At 66.3% G+C, this 23,942-nt stretch carries 26 protein-coding genes and 1 pseudogene; 12 read left to right on the top strand and 15 right to left on the bottom strand.

The window, feature by feature from the left end; genetic code table 11:
• Positions 1–237 precede the first annotated feature (237 nt).
• From G8760_RS02745 to G8760_RS02760, 4 genes are all read left to right on the top strand, one after another.
• Positions 238–381 carry a hypothetical protein gene (locus G8760_RS02745; RefSeq protein ID WP_166346271.1) on the top strand — a complete coding sequence of 48 codons (144 nt, stop codon included), beginning with the start codon at positions 238–240 and terminating at the stop codon, positions 379–381.
• A 124-nt stretch (positions 382–505) separates the two neighbouring features.
• The gene (locus G8760_RS02750; protein ID WP_166346274.1) at positions 506–1,471 is read left to right on the top strand and encodes a GlxA family transcriptional regulator; all 966 of its coding nucleotides are present in this window, start codon (positions 506–508) and stop codon (positions 1,469–1,471) included.
• 99 nt (positions 1,472–1,570) lie between these two features.
• Positions 1,571–2,878 carry a hypothetical protein gene (locus tag G8760_RS02755; protein WP_166346277.1) on the top strand — a complete coding sequence of 436 codons (1,308 nt, stop codon included), beginning with the start codon at positions 1,571–1,573 and terminating at the stop codon, positions 2,876–2,878.
• Complete coding sequence (locus G8760_RS02760; RefSeq protein WP_166346280.1) at positions 2,868–3,389, top strand: SigE family RNA polymerase sigma factor; 522 nt, start codon at positions 2,868–2,870, stop codon at positions 3,387–3,389. The genes G8760_RS02755 and G8760_RS02760 overlap by 11 nt, the downstream gene beginning before the upstream one ends.
• Positions 3,390–3,480: 91 nt before the next feature.
• On the opposite strand, the gene G8760_RS02765 is transcribed toward G8760_RS02760, so the two are convergent.
• From G8760_RS02765 to G8760_RS02785, 5 genes are all read right to left on the bottom strand, one after another.
• Complete coding sequence (locus G8760_RS02765) at positions 3,481–3,906, bottom strand: PPOX class F420-dependent oxidoreductase (protein ID WP_207781950.1); 426 nt, start codon at positions 3,904–3,906, stop codon at positions 3,481–3,483.
• A gap of 71 nt (positions 3,907–3,977) precedes the next feature.
• Positions 3,978–4,523, bottom strand: a complete 546-nt coding sequence (locus tag G8760_RS02770; protein ID WP_166346283.1) for a pyridoxamine 5'-phosphate oxidase family protein — start codon at positions 4,521–4,523, stop codon at positions 3,978–3,980.
• 138 nt (positions 4,524–4,661) lie between these two features.
• Positions 4,662–5,429 (bottom strand): class I SAM-dependent methyltransferase, encoded by a 768-nt coding sequence (locus tag G8760_RS02775; RefSeq protein ID WP_246222405.1) that lies wholly within the window; start codon positions 5,427–5,429, stop codon positions 4,662–4,664.
• A gap of 1 nt (position 5,430) precedes the next feature.
• Positions 5,431–6,258: an LLM class flavin-dependent oxidoreductase gene (locus G8760_RS02780; RefSeq protein ID WP_166346286.1), complete on the bottom strand. Its 828-nt coding sequence runs from the start codon at positions 6,256–6,258 to the stop codon at positions 5,431–5,433.
• The gene (locus tag G8760_RS02785; protein WP_166346289.1) at positions 6,255–6,953 is read right to left on the bottom strand and encodes an alpha/beta fold hydrolase; all 699 of its coding nucleotides are present in this window, start codon (positions 6,951–6,953) and stop codon (positions 6,255–6,257) included. Before G8760_RS02785 ends, G8760_RS02780 begins: the two co-directional genes overlap by 4 nt.
• 208 nt (positions 6,954–7,161) lie before the next feature.
• Between G8760_RS02785 and G8760_RS02790 the strand changes: the two genes are divergently transcribed.
• Positions 7,162–8,061 carry a LysR family transcriptional regulator gene (locus tag G8760_RS02790; RefSeq protein WP_166346292.1) on the top strand — a complete coding sequence of 300 codons (900 nt, stop codon included), beginning with the start codon at positions 7,162–7,164 and terminating at the stop codon, positions 8,059–8,061.
• Between the two features lie 40 nt (positions 8,062–8,101).
• Here G8760_RS02790 and G8760_RS02795 read toward each other — a convergent pair whose 3' ends face one another.
• The 5 genes from G8760_RS02795 to G8760_RS02815 form a co-directional block, all read right to left on the bottom strand.
• Positions 8,102–8,404 (bottom strand): DUF1905 domain-containing protein, encoded by a 303-nt coding sequence (locus tag G8760_RS02795; RefSeq protein WP_166346295.1) that lies wholly within the window; start codon positions 8,402–8,404, stop codon positions 8,102–8,104.
• 72 nt (positions 8,405–8,476) lie between these two features.
• Complete coding sequence (locus tag G8760_RS02800) at positions 8,477–9,400, bottom strand: RNA polymerase sigma-70 factor (protein WP_166346298.1); 924 nt, start codon at positions 9,398–9,400, stop codon at positions 8,477–8,479.
• A 6-nt stretch (positions 9,401–9,406) separates the two neighbouring features.
• On the bottom strand, positions 9,407–10,351 hold the full coding sequence (locus G8760_RS02805; protein WP_166346301.1) for an NAD-dependent epimerase/dehydratase family protein: 945 nt from the start codon (positions 10,349–10,351) through the stop codon (positions 9,407–9,409).
• 14 nt (positions 10,352–10,365) lie between these two features.
• Positions 10,366–12,012: an ABC transporter permease gene (locus G8760_RS02810; protein ID WP_207781951.1), complete on the bottom strand. Its 1,647-nt coding sequence runs from the start codon at positions 12,010–12,012 to the stop codon at positions 10,366–10,368.
• Entirely contained in the window at positions 12,009–12,947 is a 939-nt protein-coding gene (locus G8760_RS02815; RefSeq protein ID WP_166346304.1) for an ABC transporter ATP-binding protein, read from the bottom strand. The genes G8760_RS02810 and G8760_RS02815 overlap by 4 nt, the downstream gene beginning before the upstream one ends.
• 151 nt (positions 12,948–13,098) lie before the next feature.
• On the opposite strand from G8760_RS02815, the gene G8760_RS02820 reads away from it, so the two are divergent.
• The 6 genes from G8760_RS02820 to G8760_RS02845 all read left to right on the top strand — a co-directional run bounded on the left by G8760_RS02820 (position 13,099) and on the right by G8760_RS02845 (position 18,671).
• On the top strand, positions 13,099–13,530 hold the full coding sequence (locus G8760_RS02820; protein WP_166346307.1) for a PPOX class F420-dependent oxidoreductase: 432 nt from the start codon (positions 13,099–13,101) through the stop codon (positions 13,528–13,530).
• A gap of 156 nt (positions 13,531–13,686) precedes the next feature.
• The gene (locus tag G8760_RS02825; protein WP_166346310.1) at positions 13,687–14,100 is read left to right on the top strand and encodes a YciI family protein; all 414 of its coding nucleotides are present in this window, start codon (positions 13,687–13,689) and stop codon (positions 14,098–14,100) included.
• A complete protein-coding gene (locus tag G8760_RS02830; protein ID WP_166346313.1) occupies positions 14,097–15,269 on the top strand; it encodes an RNA polymerase sigma factor in 1,173 nt (390 codons plus the stop codon). The genes G8760_RS02825 and G8760_RS02830 overlap by 4 nt, the downstream gene beginning before the upstream one ends.
• Before the next feature lie 96 nt (positions 15,270–15,365).
• On the top strand, positions 15,366–15,815 hold the full coding sequence (locus tag G8760_RS02835) for a helix-turn-helix transcriptional regulator (RefSeq protein WP_207781952.1): 450 nt from the start codon (positions 15,366–15,368) through the stop codon (positions 15,813–15,815).
• A gap of 5 nt (positions 15,816–15,820) precedes the next feature.
• Positions 15,821–16,231 carry a VOC family protein gene (locus tag G8760_RS02840; RefSeq protein ID WP_166346319.1) on the top strand — a complete coding sequence of 137 codons (411 nt, stop codon included), beginning with the start codon at positions 15,821–15,823 and terminating at the stop codon, positions 16,229–16,231.
• A 49-nt stretch (positions 16,232–16,280) separates the two neighbouring features.
• Positions 16,281–18,671, top strand: a complete 2,391-nt coding sequence (locus tag G8760_RS02845; protein ID WP_166346322.1) for an ATP-binding cassette domain-containing protein — start codon at positions 16,281–16,283, stop codon at positions 18,669–18,671.
• Between the two features lie 24 nt (positions 18,672–18,695).
• Here G8760_RS02845 and G8760_RS30160 read toward each other — a convergent pair.
• Positions 18,696–19,082: pseudogene (locus G8760_RS30160) on the bottom strand (SRPBCC family protein); the annotation flags it as partial.
• Positions 19,079–19,402 carry an ArsR/SmtB family transcription factor gene (locus G8760_RS02855; RefSeq protein WP_166346325.1) on the bottom strand — a complete coding sequence of 108 codons (324 nt, stop codon included), beginning with the start codon at positions 19,400–19,402 and terminating at the stop codon, positions 19,079–19,081. The pseudogene G8760_RS30160 and the gene G8760_RS02855, both read right to left, overlap by 4 nt.
• 82 nt (positions 19,403–19,484) lie before the next feature.
• Here G8760_RS02855 and G8760_RS02860 point away from each other — a divergent pair, with 82 nt between their 5' ends.
• Positions 19,485–19,844: a VOC family protein gene (locus G8760_RS02860; protein WP_166346328.1), complete on the top strand. Its 360-nt coding sequence runs from the start codon at positions 19,485–19,487 to the stop codon at positions 19,842–19,844.
• 163 nt (positions 19,845–20,007) lie between these two features.
• Here the strand turns inward: G8760_RS02860 and G8760_RS02865 are convergent, their stop codons facing one another.
• From G8760_RS02865 to G8760_RS02875, 3 genes are all read right to left on the bottom strand, one after another.
• Entirely contained in the window at positions 20,008–21,447 is a 1,440-nt protein-coding gene (locus tag G8760_RS02865; RefSeq protein ID WP_207781953.1) for an amidohydrolase family protein, read from the bottom strand.
• A 152-nt stretch (positions 21,448–21,599) separates the two neighbouring features.
• Positions 21,600–22,259, bottom strand: coding sequence for a GntR family transcriptional regulator (locus tag G8760_RS02870; RefSeq protein WP_166346331.1), 660 nt, complete (start codon positions 22,257–22,259; stop codon positions 21,600–21,602).
• Entirely contained in the window at positions 22,256–23,896 is a 1,641-nt protein-coding gene (locus G8760_RS02875; RefSeq protein ID WP_166346334.1) for a CocE/NonD family hydrolase, read from the bottom strand. Before G8760_RS02875 ends, G8760_RS02870 begins: the two co-directional genes overlap by 4 nt.
• Positions 23,897–23,942: the final 46 nt, after the last annotated feature.

The following is a 23,942-nucleotide window of genomic DNA, read 5'->3' on the forward strand; positions in this document are numbered from 1 at the left end:
GATAGGTGTTGAGGCGCAGGTCCAGATCGCTACGGCCGAACCGCCATCGGAACGCTGAGAGCCCGTTGCACGGGTTCGGCGCGCGGCGGGTGAGAGCTGTTCCTCCACCGCGTCCAATCAGGCGGTAGCCGACTGCGGGAGCGCGCTCAGCCTTGACGCGATCCGTGGCGAGAATTGGTCGAAACCCGGCCAGCTGGCAACTGTTGGAGTTGTCTGGGCCTGACGAGGATCTTCTGTATGACTGTCCTGGTCCAGCTTGTTGTCTACCCGGTGGCACTCGTCGCGCTCATCGGTGCTGGCTGGCTTTTCGACAAAGTGCTGCATCCGCCCGGCAAGCGGCTACCGGATCAAGAGTTCGCGAAGCGTTGGGGGCGTGATTGAGCCACGGTTCTACGGCCGCTGGGCGCCGGGAGGCAGCGCCATTTTCGGCGCAGCACCGGCGAGCGAGCGTGAGCAGCAATCCGCGTAGCCTGGCGAGAACAATGCGATTGGGTAGATTCACGCCATGCGCACCGTTGCGGTCCTAGCGCTCGACGACGTCGTCGGGTTCGAGCTGTCGGTCCCGCCACAGATTCTCGGATCGGCCCAGACTGCCTCCGGCGAGCGGCTCTACGACGTCAGAGTCTGCGGTGACCGGCCGGTTATGGCGGGCGCGCGAGGTGAACCGATGTTCGCCGTCCACCCGCCGTACCCGATGGAAGAAGCAAGCCGTGCCGACACGATCATCGTTCCCGCCGTCACCGGTGACGGTACCGAACAGCCCGAGGTGCACGAGCTATTGCGTACTGCACACGCCCGTGGCGCGCGGATCGCCTCGATCTGCGGCGGAGCTTTCGTGCTCGCGGCTGCCGGACTGCTCGACGGTCGGCCGGCCACCACACACTGGGCGTTCGCCGACGAACTCGCCGCACGTTACCCGCAGCTGCGAGTCGACCCCGCAGTGCTCTACGTCGACGACGGCCAAATCCTGACCGCCGCTGGCCTCGCGGCGGGAATCGACCTGTGCTTCCACCTGATCCGGTGCGATTACGGGGCAGACGTCGCCGCCCGCACAGCGCGCTGGGTTGTCACGGCACCCCACCGGGCAGGCGGTCAAGCCCAGTTCATCGCTTACGACGCGTCTGATCCCGGTTCCGACCCCACGATGGCATCGGTCATGGAGTGGATGATCGAGAACCTGCATCAACCGATCACATTGAGCGACATCGCCCAACAGGCATATACCAGCTCCCGCACACTCAGCCGCCGCTTCCGCGAGCAGACTGGACTCTCGCCGCTGCAGTGGCTGCTCAGGCAGCGGATCGCGCAGGCGCAGCGATTGCTCGAAACGACCAACCTGCCGATCGAGCAGATCGCCATCCGGGCTGGATTCGGCAGCGCCCCCGGGATGCGGCGACACTTCATTCGGCTCGCGGGCACCACCCCAGCCGCCTACCGGAGCACCTTCAACATCAGATCCATTGCCGAATAGTCCCCAGGCCGATCGTCATTTCTCCGCCGACACAACCTGATCGAGCGCCAGGGCGTGTAAGGGGAACGAGAGCGCATCGAATGAGGGCAGGCGGAACGGATGGATCGTTTTCGGCGTGAACTTGAGAGTTTTCTGGATCAGCCGCTAGGAGATGTTGATGCCAGTCTGGCTGTCGCGGCTGCTCGGCGGCGCCGCACCCGTCGAGTGGCAGCCGTTGTTGGTGCCGCCGCGGTGTTGGTGGTCGGTGGGGTGGCGGTGACCGCCGCTGTGGCCGGTTTTGGTGGAGACGCGCCTTCGGATGATCCCAGGCCTGCCGGCTCCGAAGAGCCGTTGCCGGTGCCGACGCAGACCGAACGGGGCGCGCCCCTCAGCGTGACGGACTGGCTGCCTGAGGAGCCCATGCGGGGTACACCGCCGGAGGTGGGCACGTTGATCTACCGGACGTGTGTCGATGATGCCTGCGTCGTCACTCTGCTCACTCCGGACGGGGCGGAGTATCCGCTGGCCGAGATCAACCCGGACCTGGTGGCGAAGATTGAGAAGTACGGGCTTGACGGGGCGGCCCTCTCCCACGACGGCAAGCAGATGGGTATTCGGCTGGACGAGGGGTTCGAGGTGTTCAGGATCGGGTACGACGACTTCCTTAGTACATGGCCGCGTGGTCCAGCCGGATCCCGGTGGGAGGTTATCGGCTGGGGTGTTGGATCAGCGCAGTTGTGTCTCGCCCAGACCGTTGACGGGCAGGCGACGGCGTTAAGTCTCAATCTAGTCATCCATGAGCTTGAGGATGACGCCGGCCTGCCACCGATTCCTGTGGGGTCGGAATCCGCCGGGTGCGGGGCGCTCGCTGAGCCGATCGATACGGCTGTTGCACCAGAGAAGCGGCAGCGCATCACTGAGCCGCTCGACGCTACTCGGGTGGCTGTCAACGAATGGATCGACGACGTGCCGGCGGGGACGGTAGTCGACTGGGGGGATTACGATTGGGAAACCACCGGGGCTCTGCGTGATGGTGAGACGCTCGCCGGTCCGCGCGGGGTGCACGAGGGCATCTGGTATCCGGGTTCCCAGGTCGGCGGCGATTACCACGGGCAGCGGGGTTTCAAGGTGTTTACCCCGAATGGCGACGAGCTGAGAATGACCGGGGTCATCGTGCGTGGCTACCACGTAGGGCCGGAGTACACGCGGTTTGATCTTCCGGAGCCGACGCCAGAGGAGACGTGGGAGTACCTGGCCCTGATTCACGACGGGGTTGCCGTGTCTAGAAAGTCCACCGTCGACGACGCGACAGACGTGTTCGTCCTGCCCGCTGACGGCGGCGATCCTCGGCTGCTGCACACGCTGCCCTTTGACGCGGAGGTCATCATGCCCGGCGCCGTGGTGGCGGTGGGCGCACATGGACACTGACGGATTCACCGAGTTCGTGGCCAACCGCGGGCCAGCCTTGTTGCGGATGGCGCTGGCCCTGACCGCGGATCGCGCGTTGGCCGAAGATCTGGTTCAGGAAGCACTGACCCGCGCCGTGGGCCGTTGGGGAAAGCTGGTCCGCGACGGCGATCCGGAGAGATACATCCGGGCGATCATGCTCAACGAGACCCGATCGCAGTGGCGCCGCCGCGTTCGGCGGCAAGAGGTAGTCACCGACGACGTACCGGAATTAGCCGCGACCGACACCACCGACTACGACGTCGTCCATCGAATCGACATGGCGAACGTCCTTAAACACCTATCACCGCGCCAGCGCGCAATCATCTACCTGCGCTACTACGAAGACATCTCCGTGGCCGAAACGGCGACCCTGATGAATTGCTCACCCGGGACGGTTAAGCGGCAATCGTTCGACGCACTGAAGCGGATCCGCCGTCTGGCGCCCGAGCTGATACCCGACAACGAAGTGACCGAGCGAGAAGCCACATAGCCACCCTGCGTTCTGGGGCGAGTGGCCGACGAGGATCGAGCCCCTGATCCGGCCGCCGAGTGGAATTGAGGTTCGTCCACCTCCGGCGGCTTCAGCCGCCTAGGCCGGACCGTGCGATGACGTTGGTGATGGTGATGTGAACTGCGGTGAAGCCTTCCTGCACGAATGCTTCGGCGAGATCCTGTGCGGGCTGCGCGGGGTAGTAACGGGCCGCGATGCCTGCCGCGACATGGGTGACCTGGGCCGGATCGGTAGAGGTTCGTGCGTGTCCTTCGATGGTGACGAAACTGTACGGTTGCTGTTCATCGCTGACGCAGACCGCGATGCGCCGGTTGTCGGCTAGTAGTTTGCCTTTGACGCTCCCGGGCGATAGGGCAAAGGCCAGTTCATCGTCGTCGAGGATGAAGCAGACCGGGGTGACGTGGGGACTCCCGTCGGCGCGGGTGAGGGCAACGTGGGCAAGTCTTGTGTCCGCCGTAAGGAAGGACCGCCACTCCTTGTCGGTCATTGCTGTCATTGGGGTATTCCTTTCATTCGTTTCTCGCCCGATAACTAGAACTCGTGCCCGCGGACGTCCGGCCGGTGACACTAGAAGCGCCAGCGGGTGGCGCTGAACCCGGCTTCCTTGCCGAACGCGAATACCCGCGCCGGCTCGACCCCGTAGACGTGCCGAGGATCGTTGAGGCCGGTGTCGCCCGGATCGTAGAACTCGCCGCCTCGGACGAACGGAGACCACCACGGATACTTGGCCGGAAACAGGTCCGCGACTTCTCGCAATCGGGCCGCGTTCCGTACGAGCTCGGCGGTGCCTTCGAGAACCAGGTCGACATCATGGCCGGGCACCGTGACCACGCAACCGTTGTTCCGCGCGACGTTGCGGGCTTTGCGGGAATGCCGGAACGTGGCGAAATAGACTGCTCCCTCGAGCCACACAGCCAGCACCGGGACGACATGAGGCCGTCCATCCGGGCCGGTTGTGGCCAGCAGGAAGTCGCCCGCCTCGGCGACCCGAGTCTGGACGTCCGTCCAGCTCAGGGAGGTCAGGGGGGCGCCGCGCGGGCTCGACAGCTGCTCGGGAGTGGGCTCCGGTGCGCCTGCCGCGGTGTCCGCTTCGACTGTGCCGTCCGTCGTCATGTCGACCACGCTATGTTCGTCTCCCAATAAGTAAAAGCGATTGTTTTCGATGATTGTGATCGCTTCAGTCAATATTCAGGGTGGTGGATGCAGGAGTGGGCCTCGATCGCGTCGTCGTCTCCTGGTTTTGAATGGGCCTCATTGACCGGAGGCCCGATGGGCGGTGACGAGCCAGGCGCACGAGTCGAACCACACCCCGTCACTGGTCTGGTGGTCCCGTAGTTGCGCCTCAAGCCGTTGAAGGGTGCGATCTCGCGCGGCCGGAGCGTCGGGGAGCATCGCTGTGACCGCGGGCAGTGCGAGCAGGTTGTCGCGCGCGGCGACGACGTCCGGGCCGTAGTAGATCGCCTCGTGGAGAGCGATCAGGTTGACGTTGGTGAAACCCGCCGCGGTCAGAACGGCCTGGATGGTGTCGGGATGGCCGAGAGAGAAGGCGTCCGGTCCGCCGATCGGCGCCGACCCGCCGGGGGTCAGCGCGGCCCGGATCGCGGTAGCCCATTCCTGGCGTTCGGCGGGCTGCCAGACCAGTTGAACGAGCGGCGCACCGGGACGTAGTGAGCGGGCGATGTTCGTGAACGCGGCCGTCGGGTCGGTGAAGAACATCGTCCCGAACCGGCTGATCGCCAGGGTGAACCGTCCAGGCGGCAGCCAATGCGATTCGGCATCGCCACACTCGAAGGCCACGTTGGTGAGACCTTCGTCCGTGCTGAGCCGCCGTGCGCGCGCCACCATGGCGGTGGAGACGTCGACGCCGATGACGTCCCCGGCGTAGGCGGCCCGGGCCGCCGCGCGGGTGGTCTGCCCGGTGCCGCAGCCGACGTCGAGAACCCGCGCATCGGGTTTGATGTCGACAGCGCCCATCAGGCGGGCGTGGTAGCGCACCAGCTCGGCGTCGTAGTCGAACACGTCACACACCTCCGGGGTCGGCCGGGCCGTCGCGAAGCAGACCACGCACGGCGTCGAGACTGGCTTCGGGGTCAACTTCCGGGAGCCACCAGGTGGCTCCCGCTTTCTGGTACGGCTCGGGATCCGTGCCGGGGCTCAGGCCGACGACGAGGTCGTATCCGTCGAGCCCGCCGCGCAGGTCGGTGAGCATGGCGGTGATCTCGGCTACCTGATCCGGGTGCTCGAGGTTGGCGGGGAAGAACCCGTCGAGCCTGGCGGCCCGGAGGATCGGCTTGGTATGTCCGGGCATTCCGGCGGCCCAGATGGGGACGCCGGGTCGTTGCACCGGTCGGGGCAGGAACCGGATGTTGTCGATGGTGTAGTGCTCGCCGTGGTGGCGGACCGGCTCCCCGGACCAGGCGCCGGCCAGGACGGTCAACGCTTCGTCGAGCATCCGGCCTCGGCGGCGGCCGTTGAGTTCCTCGGCGGTCTTCGACATCTCGGCTGCGAACCGGTCGCTGCCGATGCCGACCCCGAGGGTGAGACGCCCGCCGCTGAGCCGGTCCAGGGTCGCGGTCTCGCGGGCGACCTTCGCCGGTCGGCGCCGAGGAAGTGGCGTGACCATCGGACCCAACCGAAGCCGCTGCGTGGCGGTCGCCACCGCGGCCAGCCCGATCCATGGGTCGGCGATCTGCCGGATCGGCTCCCGCCAGCACATCTGGTCCCAGACGAACAGTCCGTCCCAGCCGGCCGCCTCGGCATCCGCGGCCAGCCGCGCAAGCACGAGCGGATCGGCGAGGTCGCCGAACAGCGGCAGCCACAACGCTGAGCGCAGGCGGGATGTCGTCATGTGGTCACGCCTGGCTCGAGGGTGTATCTGTCCAGCCAGTCCGCCAGCTCACCGGGCCGGCTGAGCACGACGCAGTGACCGCCGGCGATCTCGTCGGGCACGATCCCCAACCGCGCCGGCACCAGGCGGCGGAAGAACTCGGGCGGGAAGAAGCGGTCTTCACGGCAGAGCAGGAACCGCGTTGGTACGTCCGGCCATGCCTCCAGCGGCCAGGCAGCGGCCATCGCGGCAGCGGAAGGATGCGCACGCTCGCGACGCAGCGCCTCGTCGGCCAGCTCTCGGGGTACGTCGTTGTAGAAGCTGACGTATGGGTCGGCGTTCCCGGTCAACCCTCCATCGCGTTCGGCCTGCTCTGTCACCGCGCTGCTGTAGCTCGTGTTCTCCCACCACGCATCCGGCGGCTCACCGGGCGACGGCACCATACCTGCCAGCAGCACCAGCATGTCGACAGGTAGCCGGTCGGCGACGAGCGGGGCGGTGAACGCGCCGAAGGAGTGCCCTACGACGACCAGGTCTCGTTTTCCCCGGACCGCCTCGACGACGACGTCGACATAGTCATCGAGCGTCGCGGAGTCGTCATCGGCGGGAAGGTCGGGGGCGACCACGTCGTGTCCGCGCGCGCGAAGCTCCGGTTCCACGAGGTGCCAGGCCCAGGCGCTGTCTCCGGCGCCGTGGATCAACACAAAGGTGCTCATGGTGGATCGTTCCTTTCAGCGGCTCATCGGCGGTCTTCGGAGCGCGTGGCGGCCGCGATGGCTGGCTCCGCGGTGGGGCGATCGACGACGGTGGTGGTCGTGTTCGCGGTTATGGCACTGACTCTAGGAGCGATCGAATATCGTGAAAAGCGATAATTTCCAATCGAGTTGATCGCTGATAGAAATCGTCTGGTGTACACTCGGACATATGGTCGACGTCGAGCTGCGGCACTTGGCCGCGATGGCCGCCGTGGTCGACGAGGGCTCGTTCGGCCGGGCGGCGATCCGGCTCGGCTACACCCAGTCGACCGTGAGCCAACAGATCGCCACGTTGGAGAAGGCCGTCGGTGGCCCGGTGTTCGATCGGCCCGGTGGGCCGAAGGCGGTGCGGATCACTCCGCTCGGTTTGGTCGTGCTTGACCAGGGACGCGAGCTGCTGTCACGGGCGGCGACCCTCGCCGACGCGGTGGACCGCTTCCATGCCGGTGACGGCCGGATCGACATCGGCATCTTTCAGAGTATGTCCAACGTAATCTTGCCGACCCTCGTGCGCCGTCTGCGCGACGAGCGTCCACGATGCGACATCAGACTGACCGAGGAGGTGCCTGGCCAGTTACCCGCGATCCGCGACCTCGACCTGCTGTTCTACGACGGCGTCCTCGAGGGCGAGGTCGAGCACCTCAAGCTGTTCGACGACCCCTACGTGCTGGTGGCCCGCCCGGGTGGTTTCCCCGACGGTCCGGTCCGGATAGAACAGCTCGACGACGAACCGTTGGTCGCCTACCCGCTCGCCTGCGACCAGCCCCGTATGGAGCAGGCGCTGGCGGATGGCGGCGCGCACCCGCGGGTTGTGTTCCGAAGCGGCGGCGACGACACCCTCTTGTCGATGGTGCGGGCCGGGATGGGATCGGCGGTGCTGCCCTCACTCGTCGTCCACGCCGCAGACGTCAAACACGACGAACGGCTCCGTGTCCACGACCTGCTGCCAAAGCTCCCGCCCCGCGAGATCTACCTGCACTGGCGCGCCGGACGTACCCATTCCCCGATCACGGCGCGCACGATCGAGATCGCCATCGACGCGGTGACGGAGCTGTCCGAGCAACTCTGAGTTCGGCCGGCGTCGTCCGACGCCCCATTCCGCGCGGCCACTAAACGTCGGTGAGTTCGACGGTGACGGTCACGATGTCGCCCACGTCGATGGACTCGGCCGCGCGGACCGAACGTTTGATGGGTAGTACGTAGCAGTTGTTCTTGCTGTCGGGAAAGATCGACGTCGACCACGTGGTGCCACCCACCGTGACCTGCACTCGCCGGGAGCCGAAACCACGGTGCAGGCCGGCCGTCATCTGCCGGACGTCTTCGGACTCATCGATCGGCAGGCTGACGAACGTCCAGCTTTCGTCGCGGCGAGCATCCCACTCCCATAACTCCGCATCGAACACGATGACCACAACCTGAGCATCGCATAGGCGACGGACAGAGTCGCTCAGCCGTGGTCACCAGGTTCCGCCCCGGCCAGCCGTTCAGCCGTTGTCGCGCGACCGGCGAGCTGTCCGCAGCAGGGTGGCCAGCTCGCCGACCTCACCGAGGTGTTGGAGCTTGTCGGGGTTGGCGATGGAATGAATCGCCTGGATCCGACCGTCGGCGATATCGAGCACCATCACCCCGAACAGCTTGCCGTGCTCGTCGACCGCGAATCCTCCGGATTGGCCGTTGATCTCGGTCAACTGGATGTGTACACCCATGCCGACCAGCGTGGGGATCCCTCCGGACAACGCTCGCGCCACCCGGGTGCGACCGTTGACCGGCCGCCGTTGTGCTGGGACCTTGCCGCCGCCGTCGGCATGGAGCGCCACGTCCTGCGCCAGCAGCTCTTCCAGGGCCGGCAGGTCGCCCTGCTGGGCGGCGGCGAAGAAGCGTTGCGCCAGCTCGTCGCGCTGTCGACGCGTGGCGTACTGGCGGGGCCGGCGCTCCCGCACGTGGGTACGCGCCCGGGCCACCAGGTGTCGGGTGCTGTCCACCGTGGTGCCGATGAACTCGGCGACCTCGGCGTACGAATACTCGAAGACCTCGCGGAGGAGAAAAGCGGCCCGCTGCTGGGGCGTCAAGCTCTCCAGCAACACCAGGAACGCCAGCGAGAGGGAGTCGCTGGCCTCGGCTCGCTCGGCTGGTGTTGAGGCAGTGGCCAGCGGTTCCGGGAGCCATTCTCCGACGTATCGCTCTCGTCGCGCCCGCGCCGAGCGTAGATGGTCGATGGCCAGCCGAGTGACCAGCGTTGCGACATACGCCCGCGGCGAGTTGATCTGCTCCCCCCGTTGCGCGATCTGGTGCATCCGAAGGAACGCTTCCTGCACGACGTCTTCGGCTTCGCCGACGCTACCGAGCATCTGGTAGGCGATGGCGAACGCTCGTGGCCGTAGCTCGCTGTAAAGCTCCGAGGTAGACATATCGGCCTAACTCAATCCGTCGGTGAAACCGGTGCGCCAACTCGGGTAGAGCGGCGTCCATGCCAGTTCGCGTTTGGCTTTCTCGGAGGAGATTCCGCGGGCCCGCGTCATCATGTCTACTGCGCCCTTGCCGGCCAGCAATCGGGCGAGCCAGGCTGGCACTCGGCGCGGTGGTTTGGCACCCAGGGCGCGCGCCAGGACCGGCATGAACTCGTGCACCGGTGCCGGTTCGTCGTCGGCGACGTTATAGATCCCGGGCCTGCCCTTCTCGATGGCGGCCACCGTGGCCGACGCGGCGTCAGCGATGTGCACCAGCGACCACACGCCACCACCCCCACCGACGATGGGAATCTTGCGCTTGCGGACTTGCTCGGCCATGACGGCGTCCGGGGCTGCGCTGATGCCGGTGCCAGGGCCATAGAAGCCACCGTAGCGAAGCACGATGCCGTCGGCCCAGGTAATGGCGGTCACCGAATCTTCCACGTGACGTAACGCGGCGACCACCTCGCTGGCATCCGTGGGTGGATTCGGCTCGAGGTGTCCGTTCTCGTCGGCGACCGGCCCGCCGGCCCGTTCCATCCACAGCGCGTTGCTCTGGGCCACGAAGGTGCGCACGCCGACGGCGCGGGCGGCCGCCAGCAGATGGTCGGTGCCTTCGACGCGTAGCCGGTTCGTGGCGACTGCCATCCGCTTCGCGGGCCCCGTCTTCATCGGCCCAGTCAGCGCGGTGAGTTGATGGACGATCACCTCGGGCTCGGCCTTGGCCACCGCGTCGGCCACCGAGTCGGGATCGAGCGCGTCGATGACGGCCGGTTCCGCGCCCAGCGCACGCAGCAGACCAGTCTTCGCTGGTGATCGGGTGGTGCCCACGACGTCGTGGCCGCGCTGCACCAAAAGTGGAACGAGATGACCGCCGATGGCGCCGGAGGCTCCGGCGATAAAGATCTTCATGACGTCTCCACGCTTCACTTGGTCTCCAGGTCGCGGCGGCGGAAGGCGGTGAGGCCGCCCGCAACCAGCCCACCAGCGACCACCAGAAGAATGATCATCGCTGGCCAGGCGACGTCATCCAGTGGCGGTTGCCCGGCATGTTCCATTGGTAGGACGTTGCGCAGCCATGAAGGAATGTCCATGAGTGTTCCGAAGACACCGGTGAACAGACCCAGACCGAGCACTACCCAGGTCGCGGCGATCGCTCGCGGGAAGACACCGAACAGCAGCGCACCGATGCCGAGGATGACCAGCAGGCCCGGAACGTGGGCCAGGTGTGCGGCAGTCACGTCCCAGACGTAGGAGCCATCGCCCACCGAGATGGCCGCGCCGACCCCGCTGCTGAAACCAGCCACGAGCAGCGCCGCTACCAGACCGATCGCCAGCACCGCCAGGTAGCTGCCGAACCAGGTCCAGCGGCTGGTCGCCGTCGCCAACACGGGCTCCGCGCGGCCCTTGGTCTCCTCGCTCCGCACCGCCTGGATGCCATGGATCAGCATGACGCCCGCGAGCGAAGCAGTGAACAGCGTGATCACCCCGAGGAAGCCCTCGGTGAGGGTGTCCACGGAGCCACCGAACATCTCGATTCGGTCCTCGCTGATGCCATCGGTGTCGGTGATCTGATCGGCGAAGCCACCGAACATAAAACCGAACATCGACAGCGCCACCGTCCACCAGATCAACGCGGTCCGTTGCAGCCTGAACGCCACGGCGAACGGAGACCTGAGCCATCCCGCCGCCGCTGGTGTTCCGGCGCGGGCGGCGACCAACCCCGCCCCCACGTCCCGGCGGTCAGACAGCGCGTATCCGGCCGCGGCGGCGACAGCCGCGAGGCCAACCGACAACACCAGCGGCCACCACCGGCCGTCCACGTACGGTCGGGTCTGATTCGACCAAGCCAGCGGCGAGAACCACGACAACGAGCTGCCGTAGTCGTTCATCATGTCGCCCGCCACCCGCACCACCCACGCCCCGCCGAGCACCGCGCCGGCGATGCTGGTGGCGGTCCGGGCGTACTCGGTGATCTGTACGGTGAGCGACGTGACACCCGCGAACACCAGCCCCACAGCCCCGACGCTCGCGCCGAACAGCAGTCCGTCACCGCCGAAGTCGCGGGCCGCCATGGTGCCGCTGATCATCAGCGCCAACGCGGCGTTCGCGCCCACGGCGACCGTCAGCACCGCGGTGAGCTGAGCGTATCTCCCCACGACGGTGGAGCGGAGAAGCTCTGCCCGGCCGTTCTGCTCCTCGACACGGGTGTGCCGGGAAACGAGCTGAATGCTCATCAGCGCGGCAAGGACGAAGAACACCAGCCCGTAGACGCCAGCGACGTACAGGTCCGCGGAAATGTCATCGCGGCCATAACCGGGGCCGAAGATCGCCCCGACCGCGCCTTCCATGAACCGGCGGACATCTGCTTGCTGTTCTTCTGTCTCGGTGAGGTTGCTCGCCGCCGTGGTGAGTTGGAGGAGCAGCACACAGATGCCCAGGAGCCAGGCGGGTAGCTTGATCCGATCCCGGCGCAGGATGAACCGGATCAGCGTGCCGGTGCCGGCGAGCACGTCGCCCGGCGAGGTGTTGGCTGGCGCCCGGGTCGATTCCCGGACGGCGGTCGCTGTCATCGACCCTCCCCGTCATCGTCTCCGGACTTCTGGCCGCCGCCGACCGCAGCGAGTTCGTCGCCGTAGTGCCGCAGCATGAGTTCCTCCAGCGTCGGCGGGTGGCTGATCAGCGTGCGGATCTCGAACTGGCTCAGCGCCCGGACGGCGTCATTGAGGTGGGCACCATCGACCGCGAACCGCACCCGGCCGTCCGTGGCGTCCAGGTCGTGGATCCCGGGTATCTGATCCAGGCCGGTCACCGGCTTGTTGGTGTCGGCTTCGATGGAGGTCCGGGTCAGATGCCGCATCTCGGTGAGGGTGCCGGACTGCACGATCTCGCCGTGCCGAATGATGCTGACCTTGTCGGCGAGTTCCTCCACCTGAGCCAGGATGTGGCTGGAGAGCAGCACGGTGCGCCCCTCAGCCTTGACCTGGTTGATCACATCCTGGAATACCACTTCCATCAGCGGATCCAGCCCGGCGGTGGGCTCGTCGAGCAGCAGCAGTTCCGCGTCGGAGGCAAGCGCCGCGACGATCGCCACCTTCTGCCGGTTTCCTTTGGAGTAGGTGCGGCCCTTCTTCGTGGGGTCGAGGTCGAACCGGTCGATCAGGTCGGCCCGGCGGGCCTGGTTGAGGCCACCCCGGAGGCGGCCGAGGAGGTCGATCGCCTCACCGCCGGTGAGATTCGGCCAAAGCTCGACGTCCCCAGGCACGTACGCCATCCGGCGGTGCAGGGCGACCGCACTGTGCCATGGGTCGCTGCCGAGCACTTCCGCCCGGCCGGAGTCGGCCCGCAGCAGTCCGAGCAGCACCCGGATGGTGGTCGATTTGCCCGCGCCGTTCGGGCCGAGGAATCCATGCACCTCGCCGGTCTCCACGGTCAAGTCGAGGTGGTTCAGAGCCCGGGTCTGGCCGAAGGTCTTCACCAGCCCGGAGGTTGCGATCGCGGCAGTCATGGCGTCTCCGTTCGTTTGCTCACGACCTACAGACGAGACACCTCAGCAGCTCATGACCGGCGGTGACTCAGGTCACGCAACGGCGTACGACACCACCCGAACCTCGGCGACGCCTGGAATGGCCGGCCGGCCTGTCCGCCTTGTACCGGACATGACCACTACATCTTTCGACCCGCGCGTTCTGCTCGCCGAGAGCCGGCTCGGTGTCCTCGCCACCATCAAGTCGGACGGGCGCCCACAGCTGTCGCCGGTGACACCCTTCTACGATCAGGAGACCGAGGTCATCTATGTGTCGATGAGAGAGGGCCTCGCCAAGACGGCGAATCTCCGCCGGGATCCGCGGGCGGCGCTGGAGGTCACTAGTCCGGACGGCTGGGCATGGGCGACAGCCGAGGGAACCGTTGAACTCACCGGCCCCGGAACCGACCCGCAGGGCCCCGAAGTCGAGGCGTTGGTCGACTACTACCGCAGAGCCGCTGGCGATCACCCCGATTGGGACGAGTATCGGTCGGTCATGGTGTCCGACCGGCGTGTACTCATGGTGATGGCGGTCGAGCACGTGTACGGCGCGAAGATTCGCTGACGGCTCCGGACCGCGTCGTCGAGTGACCCCTGCACACTTACCGGGTTAAACGACAAGCTAAGGCCGGTGAGCGTGCGATGTCGAGAAAGTGTCTCCGGCTCCGTTGTAGGGGTACCGACGGCCACAATGGTCGTCGGCGGACCTGAGGAGGACACGATGGCGAAGTACCTGTTGCTCAAGCACTACCGCGGCGGTCCGGAGCCGGTACCCGGTACCGATGTTCCGATGGATCAGTGGACACCCGACGAGGTCAAGGCGCACATCGCCTTCATGCAACACGTCGCGGACGTGTTCCGGGAGCGAGGCGAATACGTCGACGGCCAGGCGCTGTCGCCGGAGGGTACCTTCGTGCGGTACGACGGCGAGGGCAAACCACCGGTCACCGACGGCCCGTTCGCGGAGACCAAGGACCTCATCGCCGGCTGGATGGTCATCGACGTCGACTCTCAGGAGCGGGCTTACGAGGCCGCATCGTTCCTGTCGTCGGCGCCGGGGCCGGGCGGCCGGTCGATACACGAGTGGATCGAGGTGCGGCCGTTCCTGAGCGAGCCGCCTGTGGTTTCCGAATGAACGACCTGCTGAAGGACCTGACCCCGCAGGTTCTCGGTATTCTCGTCCGCCGCGGAGCCGACTTCGCGGCGGCCGAGGATGCCGTGCAGGAGGCGCTGATCGAAGCGGTACGCCGATGGACCGGCACGGTGCCGGAGGACCCCAAAGGCTGGCTGGTGCGGGTCGCCAGCCGCAAGCTGGTCGACGCGCACCGCTCGGAGATCGCCCGTCGTCGGCGGGAAGAGCGGGTGCATCGGGAACCACAACCCGGACCAACGGAGCAGGCCGACGACACACTTCTGCTGCTCAGCCGATGCTGCCACCCGTCGCTGAGCTCTGCTTCGGCCATAGCCCTCACCCTGCGTGCGGTAGGTGGGCTGACGACGGCGCAGATCGCCCGGGCCTTCTTCGTGCCGGAGTCGACGATGGCGCAGCGGATCTCCCGGGCCAAACGGACGGTGACCGGTGCCCGGTTCGACCAGCCCGGTGACATCCACGCAGTGCTGAGGGTCCTCTATCTGATCTTCAACGAGGGATTCAGTGGCGAGGTCGACCTGGCCGTCGAGGCGATCCGGCTGACTCGCCAGCTCGCCGCCTCGACGGGCGACCCCGAGGTAGCGGGCCTCCTGGCACTCATGCTTCTTCACCACGCCCGGCGGGAAGCGCGCCAGACGGAGTCCGGCGCCCTCGTGCCGCTCGACGAACAGGACCGGTCCACGTGGGATACCGCGCTGATCGCCGAGGGCGTCGAGATCCTGCAGCGTGCGCTCGCCCAGGACCGGCTCGGTGAGTATCAGGCACAGGCCGCGATCGCCGCGCTGCACGACGACGCCGCCACGTCCGACGAGACCGACTGGCCGCAGATCCTGGAGTGGTACGACGAACTGATGCGGCTCTCCGACAGCCCAGTGGTCGCGCTCAACCGCGCGGTCGCCGTCGGGCACGTCGATGGTTCGCTGGCTGGACTCCGAGCTCTCGCCGACGTCGACGTTGCGGTACCCCGTCGTGACGCCGTCGCGGCCTACCTTCACGAACGTGCGGGGAACCCGGCGGAGGCGGCCCGACTCTATGCCGTCGCTGCGCAGAAGGCACCCACCGCGGCCGAACGTGACCACCTCATCACCCGTGCGGCGCACCTGAACACACGGAGCGGTCGGAGCACCGGCTCGGACGAGCCTCGGGCGGACTGACGGGCCGCTGCCATGTCATCCGGACCGAGGGGCGGGACAGGCCGAGGGCACAGCGATCGGTGTCCAAACCACCCGGTGCCACGTACGATTCTGCATGTGACCAGCACACCTGTTTCGGTCCAGCGGCTGAATGACCTCGCACGGCTGCGTCGGGTCCGCGACCGGATGGATCGGGAGTACGCACAACCGCTGGACGTCGAGGCGCTCGCCCGCGGCGCGAACATGTCTGCTGGACACCTGAGCCGCCAATTCCGGCTCGCCTATGGCGAATCCCCCTATTCCTACCTGATGACGCGGCGGATCGAGCGGGCCATGGCGCTGCTGCGGCAGGGTGACCTCAGCGTGACCGAGGTGTGTTTCGCGGTGGGCTGTTCGTCGCTGGGAACCTTCAGCACCCGCTTCACCGAGCTGGTGGGTATGTCGCCCAGCGAATACCGACGCCGGGAAGCGGGCGCGATGATGGGGATGCCACCGTGCGTGGCGAAAAAGATCAGCAGACCGATCAGGAATCGAGAAGCGCGGGTTGTCGAGCCGCACCTAACCTAGTCGCCATGGACATCAGCATTTACCAGGCCTTCCTCCCACACAACGACCCCGCCGCGTCGTTGGCGTTCTATCGCGACACGTTGGGTTTCGAGGTCCGCAATGACGTGGAGTACGGCGGCATGCACTGGATCACCGTCGGCCCCGCTGATCAACCGGGAACGTCCATCGTCCTGCATCCGCCGTTCGCCGACCCAGGTATCACCGACGAGGAACAACGCGTCGTCGCCGAGATGATGGCCAAAGGTACCTTCGCCAGCATCAATCTGGCGACGCCCGACGTCGACCGCACGTTCGAGCAGCTACAGTCCGGCGATGCCGACGTCGTCCAAGAGCCGACCGACCAGCCGTGGGGCGTTCGCGACTGCGCCCTACGCGACCCCGCGGGCAACATGATCCGTATTTTCGAGGTCCGCTGAGCGAGCAAGAATCCCGACGGAAGCGTCGCGCACCACAGGAGGGAACCCGATGAGCATCGACGCGAGGTCAGAGCGGACGTCGACCGCGGCACACCCGGCCGACAGCCACGATCTGATCCGTGTGCACGGTGCGCGGGAGAACAATCTCAAAGATGTCAGCGTCGAGATCCCGAAGCGCCGGCTGACCGTGTTTACCGGAGTGTCTGGCTCAGGCAAGAGCTCACTGGTGTTCAGCACTATCGCCGCCGAATCACAGCGGATGGTCAACGAGACATATAGCACCTTCGTGCAGGGTTTTATGCCGACGCTGCCGCGGCCAGAGGTCGACGTGCTCGACGGACTGACCACGGTCATGATCGTCGATCAGGAACGGGTCGGCGCGGATCCACGCTCCACCGTCGCAACCATCACCGACACCGGGGCGATGCTACGTATTCTCTTCAGCCGGCTCGGCCAGCCACATATCGGTTCACCGCAGGCGTTCTCCTTCAACGTCGCTTCGATCAGCGGAGCCGGCGCGGTGAAGTTCGAGCGCGGCGGCCGGACCATCAAAGAACGTCGCGACTTCAACATCGTTGGTGGTATGTGCCCGCGTTGTGAGGGGATGGGGCGGGTCTCCGACGTCGATCTCACCCAGTTGTATGACGACACCAAGTCGCTCAACGAGGGTGCGTTGCTCATCCCCAACTACGCCGGCGACAGCTGGTACGGCACCATCTTCCGGAAGTCCGGCTTCCACGACCCGGACAAGCCGATCCGCAAATACACCAAACGCGAGCTGAATGACCTCCTCTACAAGGAGCAGACTCGAATCAAGGTCGAGGGGGTCAACGTCTGGTACGAGGGTTTGATCCCGCGGATCCAGAAGTCGATGTTGTCCAAGGACAGAGAGTCGCTGCAACCACACGTGCGGGCTTTCGTGGACCGAGCGGTGACTTTCGCCGAATGCCCTGAATGTGAAGGCACCCGGCTCAGCGAGACGGCGCGATCGTCGAAGATCTCAGATCTCAGCATCGCCGACGTCTGCGCGATGCAGATCAGCGATCTCGCCGAGTGGGTGCGAGCGCTGGATGAGCCGTCGGTAGAACCGCTGCTGATATCGCTGGGCAACACCCTCGACTCGTTCGTGGAGATCGGACTCGGCTACCTCTCGCTGGATCGGCCGTCCGGCACCCTGTCCGGCGGTGAGGCGCAGCGCACCAAAATGATCCGCCATCTCGGCTCGTCGCTCACCGACGTCACGTACGTGTTCGACGAGCCCACGACGGGTCTGCATCCCCATGACATCCAACGGATGAACAACCTGTTGCTGCGGCTGCGCGACAAAGGCAACACGGTGCTCGTCGTCGAACACGAGCCGGAGACGATCGCGATAGCCGACCACGTCGTCGATCTTGGTCCTGGCGCAGGCACGGACGGCGGCAGCATCTGCTTCGAGGGCAGCCTCCAGGATCTGCGCTCCAGCGGCACCGTCACCGGCAACCATCTCGACGACCGCGCGGCGCTTAAGGAGACCGTGCGGAAACCGACCGGCACCCTGGAGATCCGCGGCGCCACGGCGCACAACCTGCGCGACGTGAACGTCGACATCCCCCTCGGAGTGTTGGTTGTTGTCACCGGTGTGGCCGGTTCCGGCAAGAGTTCGCTCGTGCACGGTTCCATCCCGGCCGGCGCCGGCGTGGTCTCGGTCGACCAGACACCTATCCGCGGTTCGCGGCGCAGCAACCCGGCCACCTACACCGGACTGCTCGACCCGATCCGCAAGGCGTTCGCCAAGGCGAACGGGGTTAAACCGGCGCTGTTCAGCGCCAACTCCGAGGGTGCGTGCCTGAACTGCAAGGGCGCCGGCGTCATCTACACCGACCTGGCGATGATGGCCGGGGCCGCCATCACCTGCGAGGTGTGCGAGGGTAAGCGCTTCGAGGCGTCGGTCCTCGAGTACACCTTCGGGGGACGTGACATCAGCCAGGTGCTGGCGATGCCGGTCACCGAGGCACAGGCATTCTTCGCTGAGGGCGACACCAAGACACCGGCGGCCTACAAGATCCTCAGTCGGCTGGCCGAGGTCGGGTTGGGGTATCTCAGCCTGGGGCAGCCCCTTACGACGTTGTCCGGTGGTGAGCGGCAGCGGCTCAAACTGGCCGCCAACATGGGCAGCAATGGTTCTGTCTACGTCCTGGACGAGCCGACCACCGGGCTGCATCTCGCTGACGTCGAGCAACTACTCGGACTCCTCGACCGCTTGGTCGACGCCGGCACGTCGGTCATCGTCGTGGAGCACCATCAGGCGGTTATGGCCCATGCCGACTGGATCATCGACCTCGGGCCGGGCGCCGGCCATGATGGCGGCACCGTTGTCTTCGAGGGCACCCCCGCCGATCTCGTCGCCGCCCGCTCCACGCTCACCGGCGAGCATCTCGCGGCCTACATCGGTTCGTAGAGCGACGGCCGCCAGGTGTTGGTGGAGGCGGGACACCACAATCGATGGCCATCCGCCCTGCATACCGTCGTGTGCTCTGCGCTGCACGGGATGGTCGAGATCGAAGCCTCGGTGTTCGATCAACAGCCGGGTTCCACGACCTTCGGGGACAAGCCGCCAGGTGACCTCGGTGTCTAGTGGTCCATTCCGCCACGAGTAGCGCAGTAGCCGCAGTGGCTCGACGTCGAGTACGACGCAGGACGTGACGCCCCACTGCCCGGTGTCGAGCGTGAACTCGTGGCCCGGTTCGGGCTGGAAGTTGGTGGCCATGAACCACTCGGCGAGCTGGTCGGGTTCGATGAGCGCGGCCCAGACGGCTTCCGGGGGGTGCGGGAGGAATTCGTCGACCTCGATCGAGGCGCGCGCAGTCATTGTTCGATGTCCTCCTGCGCATCTAGGTGGTGCCGCAGGTCAGTGAGCCGGCCCCGCCAGAACCGCTCGTAGGGGTGCAACCAGTCGGCGATCTCCCGCAATCGTTGGGGCGCGACGTGGTAGATCCGCTGCCGGCCCAGCTGCTCGGTGGTGACGAGGCCCGCGTCGCGGAGAACCTTGAGGTGCTCGGACACGCTGGGGCGGGTCATGGCGAAGCGGTCGGCCAACTCGTTGACCGGCTGTGCTCGGTCACGGAGCAGATCGAGCAGCGCGCGCCGAGTTGGGTTGGCCAGCGCGGTGAAGACATCAGTGTCGCCCATGTTGCCCAGCTTATCGGTAGGCGTTACCCTACTTATTGAAATGAGTAGGAAATTTCCTACCTATTAGGTGGAGGAGCACAGAATGATCAGTGACATCCAGGTGGTAAACGTCCCGGTATCGGATCAGGACGTCGCGTATCGGTTCTACGTCGACACCCTGGGTCTACGAGTGGTGGCCGACCAGGAGGGTGGGCCACACGGGCGCTGGTTGCAGGTAGCAGCCAAGTCCGGAACAACAACACTGGCCTTAACAGGTGCCGGTGATCAGGCTGGCAGCGTCTCCGGTCTGGTCTTTACCAGCGACGACATCGACGCCGACGTTGCCGCTCTCCGTCAACGCGGAGTCGAGTTCCCGAGCGGAATCCAGGACATGCCCTGGGCGCGCGCCGCACAGTTCGCCGATCCGGACGGCAACCAGCTCGTCTTGCAGACCGCTACCTGAGCGTCCGGACGACGTCGTCGAGTACACCGACGCCGTCGTGATCGTTGCCGGTTTCGGGTCGCAACCCACCGGTGATCGTTGCCGGTTTCGGGTCGCCAGGGCGCCCTGATCTTGATTTTGATCACGGGTGGGGAGGGCTCGAAACCGGCAACGATCACCGGGGTTAGGCGGGCCAGCCGGCTCGCGCGCTGATCTCAGCCGCGGATTGCTGGGCGTCCCGGACGACCTTCTCGGTGTCGACGTCGACGAGTTCGCCGCGCCACAGGAGAATCCGTCCGTCCACCAGCACGGTGTCGACGTTGGCGGGCTGGGCGAGCGACACCAACTGGGTAGCGGGATCCCCGGGCGGAGCCATGTTGGGGTCGAGCTGGTTGACCAGAATGATGTCCGCCCGCTTCCCGGGAGTCAGCGAGCCTACTTCGTCGCCGAGCCCCAGGCTGCGGGCGCTGTCGATCGTGGCCAGCTCGAGCAGATGGCGATGGGTGATGCCGGTGTCCGGACCGAGGCGGTTGGTGGTCATCTTGTACAGGATCCGCATCGCGCTGAACATGTCGGCGCTGTCGATCGAACTGCTGTCGACGGACAACCCGAGGAGCGCGCCGGCCTGAAGCAGCTCGTAGTACTGGATCTGCTCGGCCGGTCCACGCCCAGCCTCACCGATCGACGACATGCTCCATACCGTGCCGCGCTCGGCGACGATGTCGTTCTCGGCAGCGGTTGTCAGAGTCGGGTGCACCAGTTGCACGTCCGGGCCGAGGAGTTGCTCTTCCTCCAAGAGTGTCACGAGACCGGCCGGCGACGCGTGCAACGTGATGGGTAGCCCCATCTCGCGCGCCGAACCCCAATCTTCATGGGCGAGTTCGATGGAGATGGCACCCCTAGGACTCTGACCTGGGACGACGTTGCGTGATGCCACTCCCAGATGGAGGAGGCCGTTGGTGGTGTCAGCGTCGGCGAACCATCGTTGTTTGGTGCGGGCGATCCCCTCGACGTCCATCGGTACGTCCAGCGGTCCACGTTGTGCCCATCCGTAGGAGAAACGGCCCCTGATCCCAGTTTCGACGAGTGCCCGGAGTGACGCGTCGGCGAACTCCGGTGAGCGGACGTTGTGTGACCAGTCATGCACCGTGGTGATGCCGGCCGAGATGCCCTCGGCGAGGGCGAGCCGGGTGGCCCGATAGGTGTCGGTCGGCGTGAAGTGGGGGCCGAGCACATTGGTGACGTTGAAATAGCCCCGGTCGGGATCGCCGTTGAGCATGAACGGGCGCATCGCGCTGTTCCACAGGTGCCAGTGGGTGTCGACGAAACCCGGCATGACGATCTTGCCGCGCGCGTCGATCTCGGCCGCTCCTCGAACGGACAGCTTCTCGCCGACCGCGACGATCCGGCCGTTCTTGACGTGGACGTCGGCGCGTGGAATGTCACCGATCTCTTGGTCGACGGACACGACGTGCCCGCCTCGGATGACGTACTCTCCGCGACGTGGTGGCTTCTTGGGATACCCTTGGCGGGCAGATGCTGGCTGGGCCGCGACGATGCCGGTTGCCGCGGCGATCGCACCGCCGATCGCTGTTCGGCGATTGATGTGCTTGTTCATCCCCATGCGACACTCCTTACGGTAGAGCCGACACTTTTGGGATACCATATCCTCGAATTGGTCAACGTCAACCTTGCATAGCCGGATAACCCGGGCCACGGCGACGGCCGGCCCGGCGAGGAGTGACGGTTGTGGCGGACTAAGAACCCGCGCGGGTTCTAATACGGCGTCGACGACGCGAGATGGGCTGCCATAGCGGCGGCGGCCCCCTGTGGATCGTTATCGGCCAGCGCTTCGATGATCGCCTCGTGTTCGGCGGCGATCCGGTCTAAGGTCTCGTCTTCCCACGAGATCTCCCGGGTGGCCAGGCGGGTCAGGCCGCGGAGGCGGCGCAGAGCATCCTCGGCGAGGTGATGTCCCACGGCATGGGGAATGTGTAGATGGAAATCGTCGTCGCAGTCGAGGTAGGCGTTGACGTCGCGCGCCCGGATCGCTCGTCGAGCGCGGATCATGATCAGTCGCAACTGGTCGACGTCGGAGACGTCCATGCTGAGTGCGGCTTGGGAGGCGAACACCGGCTCCAGTGCGTCACGCATCATGACCACTTCGGCAAGCAGCCCGTCCGTGGGGTTGGCGATGACCACCTGGCGCCGCGCCCCCTCCTCGAGGATTCCCTGGTTGAGCAGCTCGGCGAAGGCCTCCCGGACCGGAGTGCGGGAGACGCCCAGCATCGTGCCGATCTGGGTCTCCCCGAGACTCGTTCCTGGCTGAAACTCTCCGTGCAGGATGGCGCGGCGCAACTGCTCGTATACCCGTTTGCTGGTGGGGGTCTTGTCTGGGGCGGCCGATCTGGCCGGCTCGGGACGGAATCCTTTCATGCGGCTGTCCCACCACCGGGCGCGACGAAGCATCGCAGGCGCGCGGCTCGCTGGCCGCCGAGGATCACGTGCTGCTCGGTGGGCCGGACGTCCCATTGGTACCACGGGTCGGCATCGGTGCCCGGATGGATCGGGTACCGCGGAAACTCCGACGAGCTGAGCTCAAGTCGTAGCTGGTGGCCCGGCCGCAGGCGGTAGCCCGTGCTGCCGAGATCGACGGTGACCGCGGCCGGCCAGGGGGGCGCCGCCGACGCCGCGCCGTCGAGGATCCTCATGCCCGTTCCGTCTGGTGCCACATCGATCAGCCTCGCCATGATGTAGGTGGACGATCCGGTAGCGCCGAGCCACAATGTGACGTCGGCGGGACCGGCGAGGTCCATGGGCTCACGCAGGGGTTCAGTCTGGAACACCAGCACGTCGTCTCGTTGAGCCGTGGCGCTTTCGTCCGAGGGTTTGATCAACGGATGATACGCGTGTGCGAGTCCGGGTACCGGGTTGTGTGGGTCGTGTAACCACCGTGCGGGGCGCTCGGCGTCGTCGGCCACCGTGTGGAGGGCGCCGCCGCGGGAGTCACCAACCAGGAACCACTCGGCCGGCCGGCTCCGCGGGGGCGGCCAATCCGCGCTCTGCTCCCAGGGGCCGTGCGCGATGCGCCACCGCACGGGTGCGGCATCGGGCCAGCTCCGTTCGCGCAGGGTGGCGTCGAAGAAGGGTGCCATAGGGGCGAGGTAGGTGTCGAGGAAGCTCACCATGGTGGCCTCGTCGGCCATGGGATCGACGAACGGCTCACCCTGGTCGCGCACGGGAGTCCAGCCGTGGTCGGTGGCGTCCATCACGAGGTGTTGCGGGGCTCGACGAGCCGCGGCGCTCTGCCGCCAGGTGTTGATCTGGCCCCGGCGGGTCATGTCCCACCACCCGCCGAGATGGAGAGCGGGAAGGTCGCCACGGACCGGAATCTGGGCGATGGTCCCCAGCCGGTCCTTGGCCGCGTCATCGAGGAAGGCCGGCCGTGGGCGGCCACCCAACGCGGTCGGCACGACGTCGCACAGGGGTCGAATGCTCCAGTCGAGTTGGCCGTCGTAGTCGTAGAGCGCTTCGTCGATCCACGTCTCGAAGGCCCACAACGAGCAGACCTCCATGGCGAAGATGCCCTGCCGGTGGGTGAGGTCACGGAAGTCGGCCGAGATGACGCGCGGAGCGAGAGCGGCCAGCGCCGGATGTCCGGAGGATGCCGCCGCCCATTGGGTCCAGCCGAAGTACGAGTCGCCGAACATGCCGACGGGCCCGGCGCACCACGGCTGGCGGCTGATCCAGTCCACGGTGTCGTAGCCGTCGGTGATCTCGTGCCGGAACGGTTCGGTGTCGCCGTCGGACCTGATCTTGCCGCGCACGTCTTGAACCACGACGGCATAACCACGTTCGGTGAACCATCGGGCGATCAGCGGCATGAAGCACTCGTCGCCGGCTTTGTCGTACGGCAGCCGCGAAAGCAGAACCGGCCAGCGTTGACCCTGCTTGGGCACGTAGACATCGGTGGCCAACCGGATGCCGTCGCGCATGCGGACGGCGTAGGGCCGCGCGTCGTGGGGCACGTCACCGAAGGGCCGCCGCGTGGCTGGGTGCGGAAGCACGATCACAGCGGAAGAATACCAGAGAGACTTTCGTATACATCTGAACCTGTGG

Source organism: Phytoactinopolyspora limicola, assembly GCF_011320225.1.
Taxonomy (GTDB): Bacteria; Actinomycetota; Actinomycetes; order Jiangellales; family Jiangellaceae; genus Phytoactinopolyspora; species Phytoactinopolyspora limicola.

Excerpts from the sequence above, each read along its gene's own strand:
- G8760_RS02745 (WP_166346271.1), top strand. The coding sequence starts at position 238 with ATGACTGTCCTGGTCCAGCTTGTTGTCTACCCGGTGGCACTCGTCGCG.
- G8760_RS02750 (WP_166346274.1), top strand. The coding sequence starts at position 506 with ATGCGCACCGTTGCGGTCCTAGCGCTCGACGACGTCGTCGGGTTCGAG.
- G8760_RS02755 (WP_166346277.1), top strand. The coding sequence starts at position 1,571 with ATGGATCGTTTTCGGCGTGAACTTGAGAGTTTTCTGGATCAGCCGCTA.
- G8760_RS02760 (WP_166346280.1), top strand. The coding sequence starts at position 2,868 with ATGGACACTGACGGATTCACCGAGTTCGTGGCCAACCGCGGGCCAGCC.
- G8760_RS02765 (WP_207781950.1), bottom strand. The coding sequence starts at position 3,906 with ATGACAGCAATGACCGACAAGGAGTGGCGGTCCTTCCTTACGGCGGAC.
- G8760_RS02770 (WP_166346283.1), bottom strand. The coding sequence starts at position 4,523 with ATGACGACGGACGGCACAGTCGAAGCGGACACCGCGGCAGGCGCACCG.
- G8760_RS02780 (WP_166346286.1), bottom strand. The coding sequence starts at position 6,258 with ATGACGACATCCCGCCTGCGCTCAGCGTTGTGGCTGCCGCTGTTCGGC.
- G8760_RS02785 (WP_166346289.1), bottom strand. The coding sequence starts at position 6,953 with ATGAGCACCTTTGTGTTGATCCACGGCGCCGGAGACAGCGCCTGGGCC.
- G8760_RS02790 (WP_166346292.1), top strand. The coding sequence starts at position 7,162 with ATGGTCGACGTCGAGCTGCGGCACTTGGCCGCGATGGCCGCCGTGGTC.
- G8760_RS02800 (WP_166346298.1), bottom strand. The coding sequence starts at position 9,400 with ATGTCTACCTCGGAGCTTTACAGCGAGCTACGGCCACGAGCGTTCGCC.
- G8760_RS02805 (WP_166346301.1), bottom strand. The coding sequence starts at position 10,351 with ATGAAGATCTTTATCGCCGGAGCCTCCGGCGCCATCGGCGGTCATCTC.
- G8760_RS02810 (WP_207781951.1), bottom strand. The coding sequence starts at position 12,012 with ATGACAGCGACCGCCGTCCGGGAATCGACCCGGGCGCCAGCCAACACC.
- G8760_RS02815 (WP_166346304.1), bottom strand. The coding sequence starts at position 12,947 with ATGACTGCCGCGATCGCAACCTCCGGGCTGGTGAAGACCTTCGGCCAG.
- G8760_RS02820 (WP_166346307.1), top strand. The coding sequence starts at position 13,099 with ATGACCACTACATCTTTCGACCCGCGCGTTCTGCTCGCCGAGAGCCGG.
- G8760_RS02825 (WP_166346310.1), top strand. The coding sequence starts at position 13,687 with ATGGCGAAGTACCTGTTGCTCAAGCACTACCGCGGCGGTCCGGAGCCG.
- G8760_RS02830 (WP_166346313.1), top strand. The coding sequence starts at position 14,097 with ATGAACGACCTGCTGAAGGACCTGACCCCGCAGGTTCTCGGTATTCTC.
- G8760_RS02840 (WP_166346319.1), top strand. The coding sequence starts at position 15,821 with ATGGACATCAGCATTTACCAGGCCTTCCTCCCACACAACGACCCCGCC.
- G8760_RS02845 (WP_166346322.1), top strand. The coding sequence starts at position 16,281 with ATGAGCATCGACGCGAGGTCAGAGCGGACGTCGACCGCGGCACACCCG.
- G8760_RS02855 (WP_166346325.1), bottom strand. The coding sequence starts at position 19,402 with ATGGGCGACACTGATGTCTTCACCGCGCTGGCCAACCCAACTCGGCGC.
- G8760_RS02860 (WP_166346328.1), top strand. The coding sequence starts at position 19,485 with ATGATCAGTGACATCCAGGTGGTAAACGTCCCGGTATCGGATCAGGAC.
- G8760_RS02865 (WP_207781953.1), bottom strand. The coding sequence starts at position 21,447 with ATGGGGATGAACAAGCACATCAATCGCCGAACAGCGATCGGCGGTGCG.
- G8760_RS02870 (WP_166346331.1), bottom strand. The coding sequence starts at position 22,259 with ATGAAAGGATTCCGTCCCGAGCCGGCCAGATCGGCCGCCCCAGACAAG.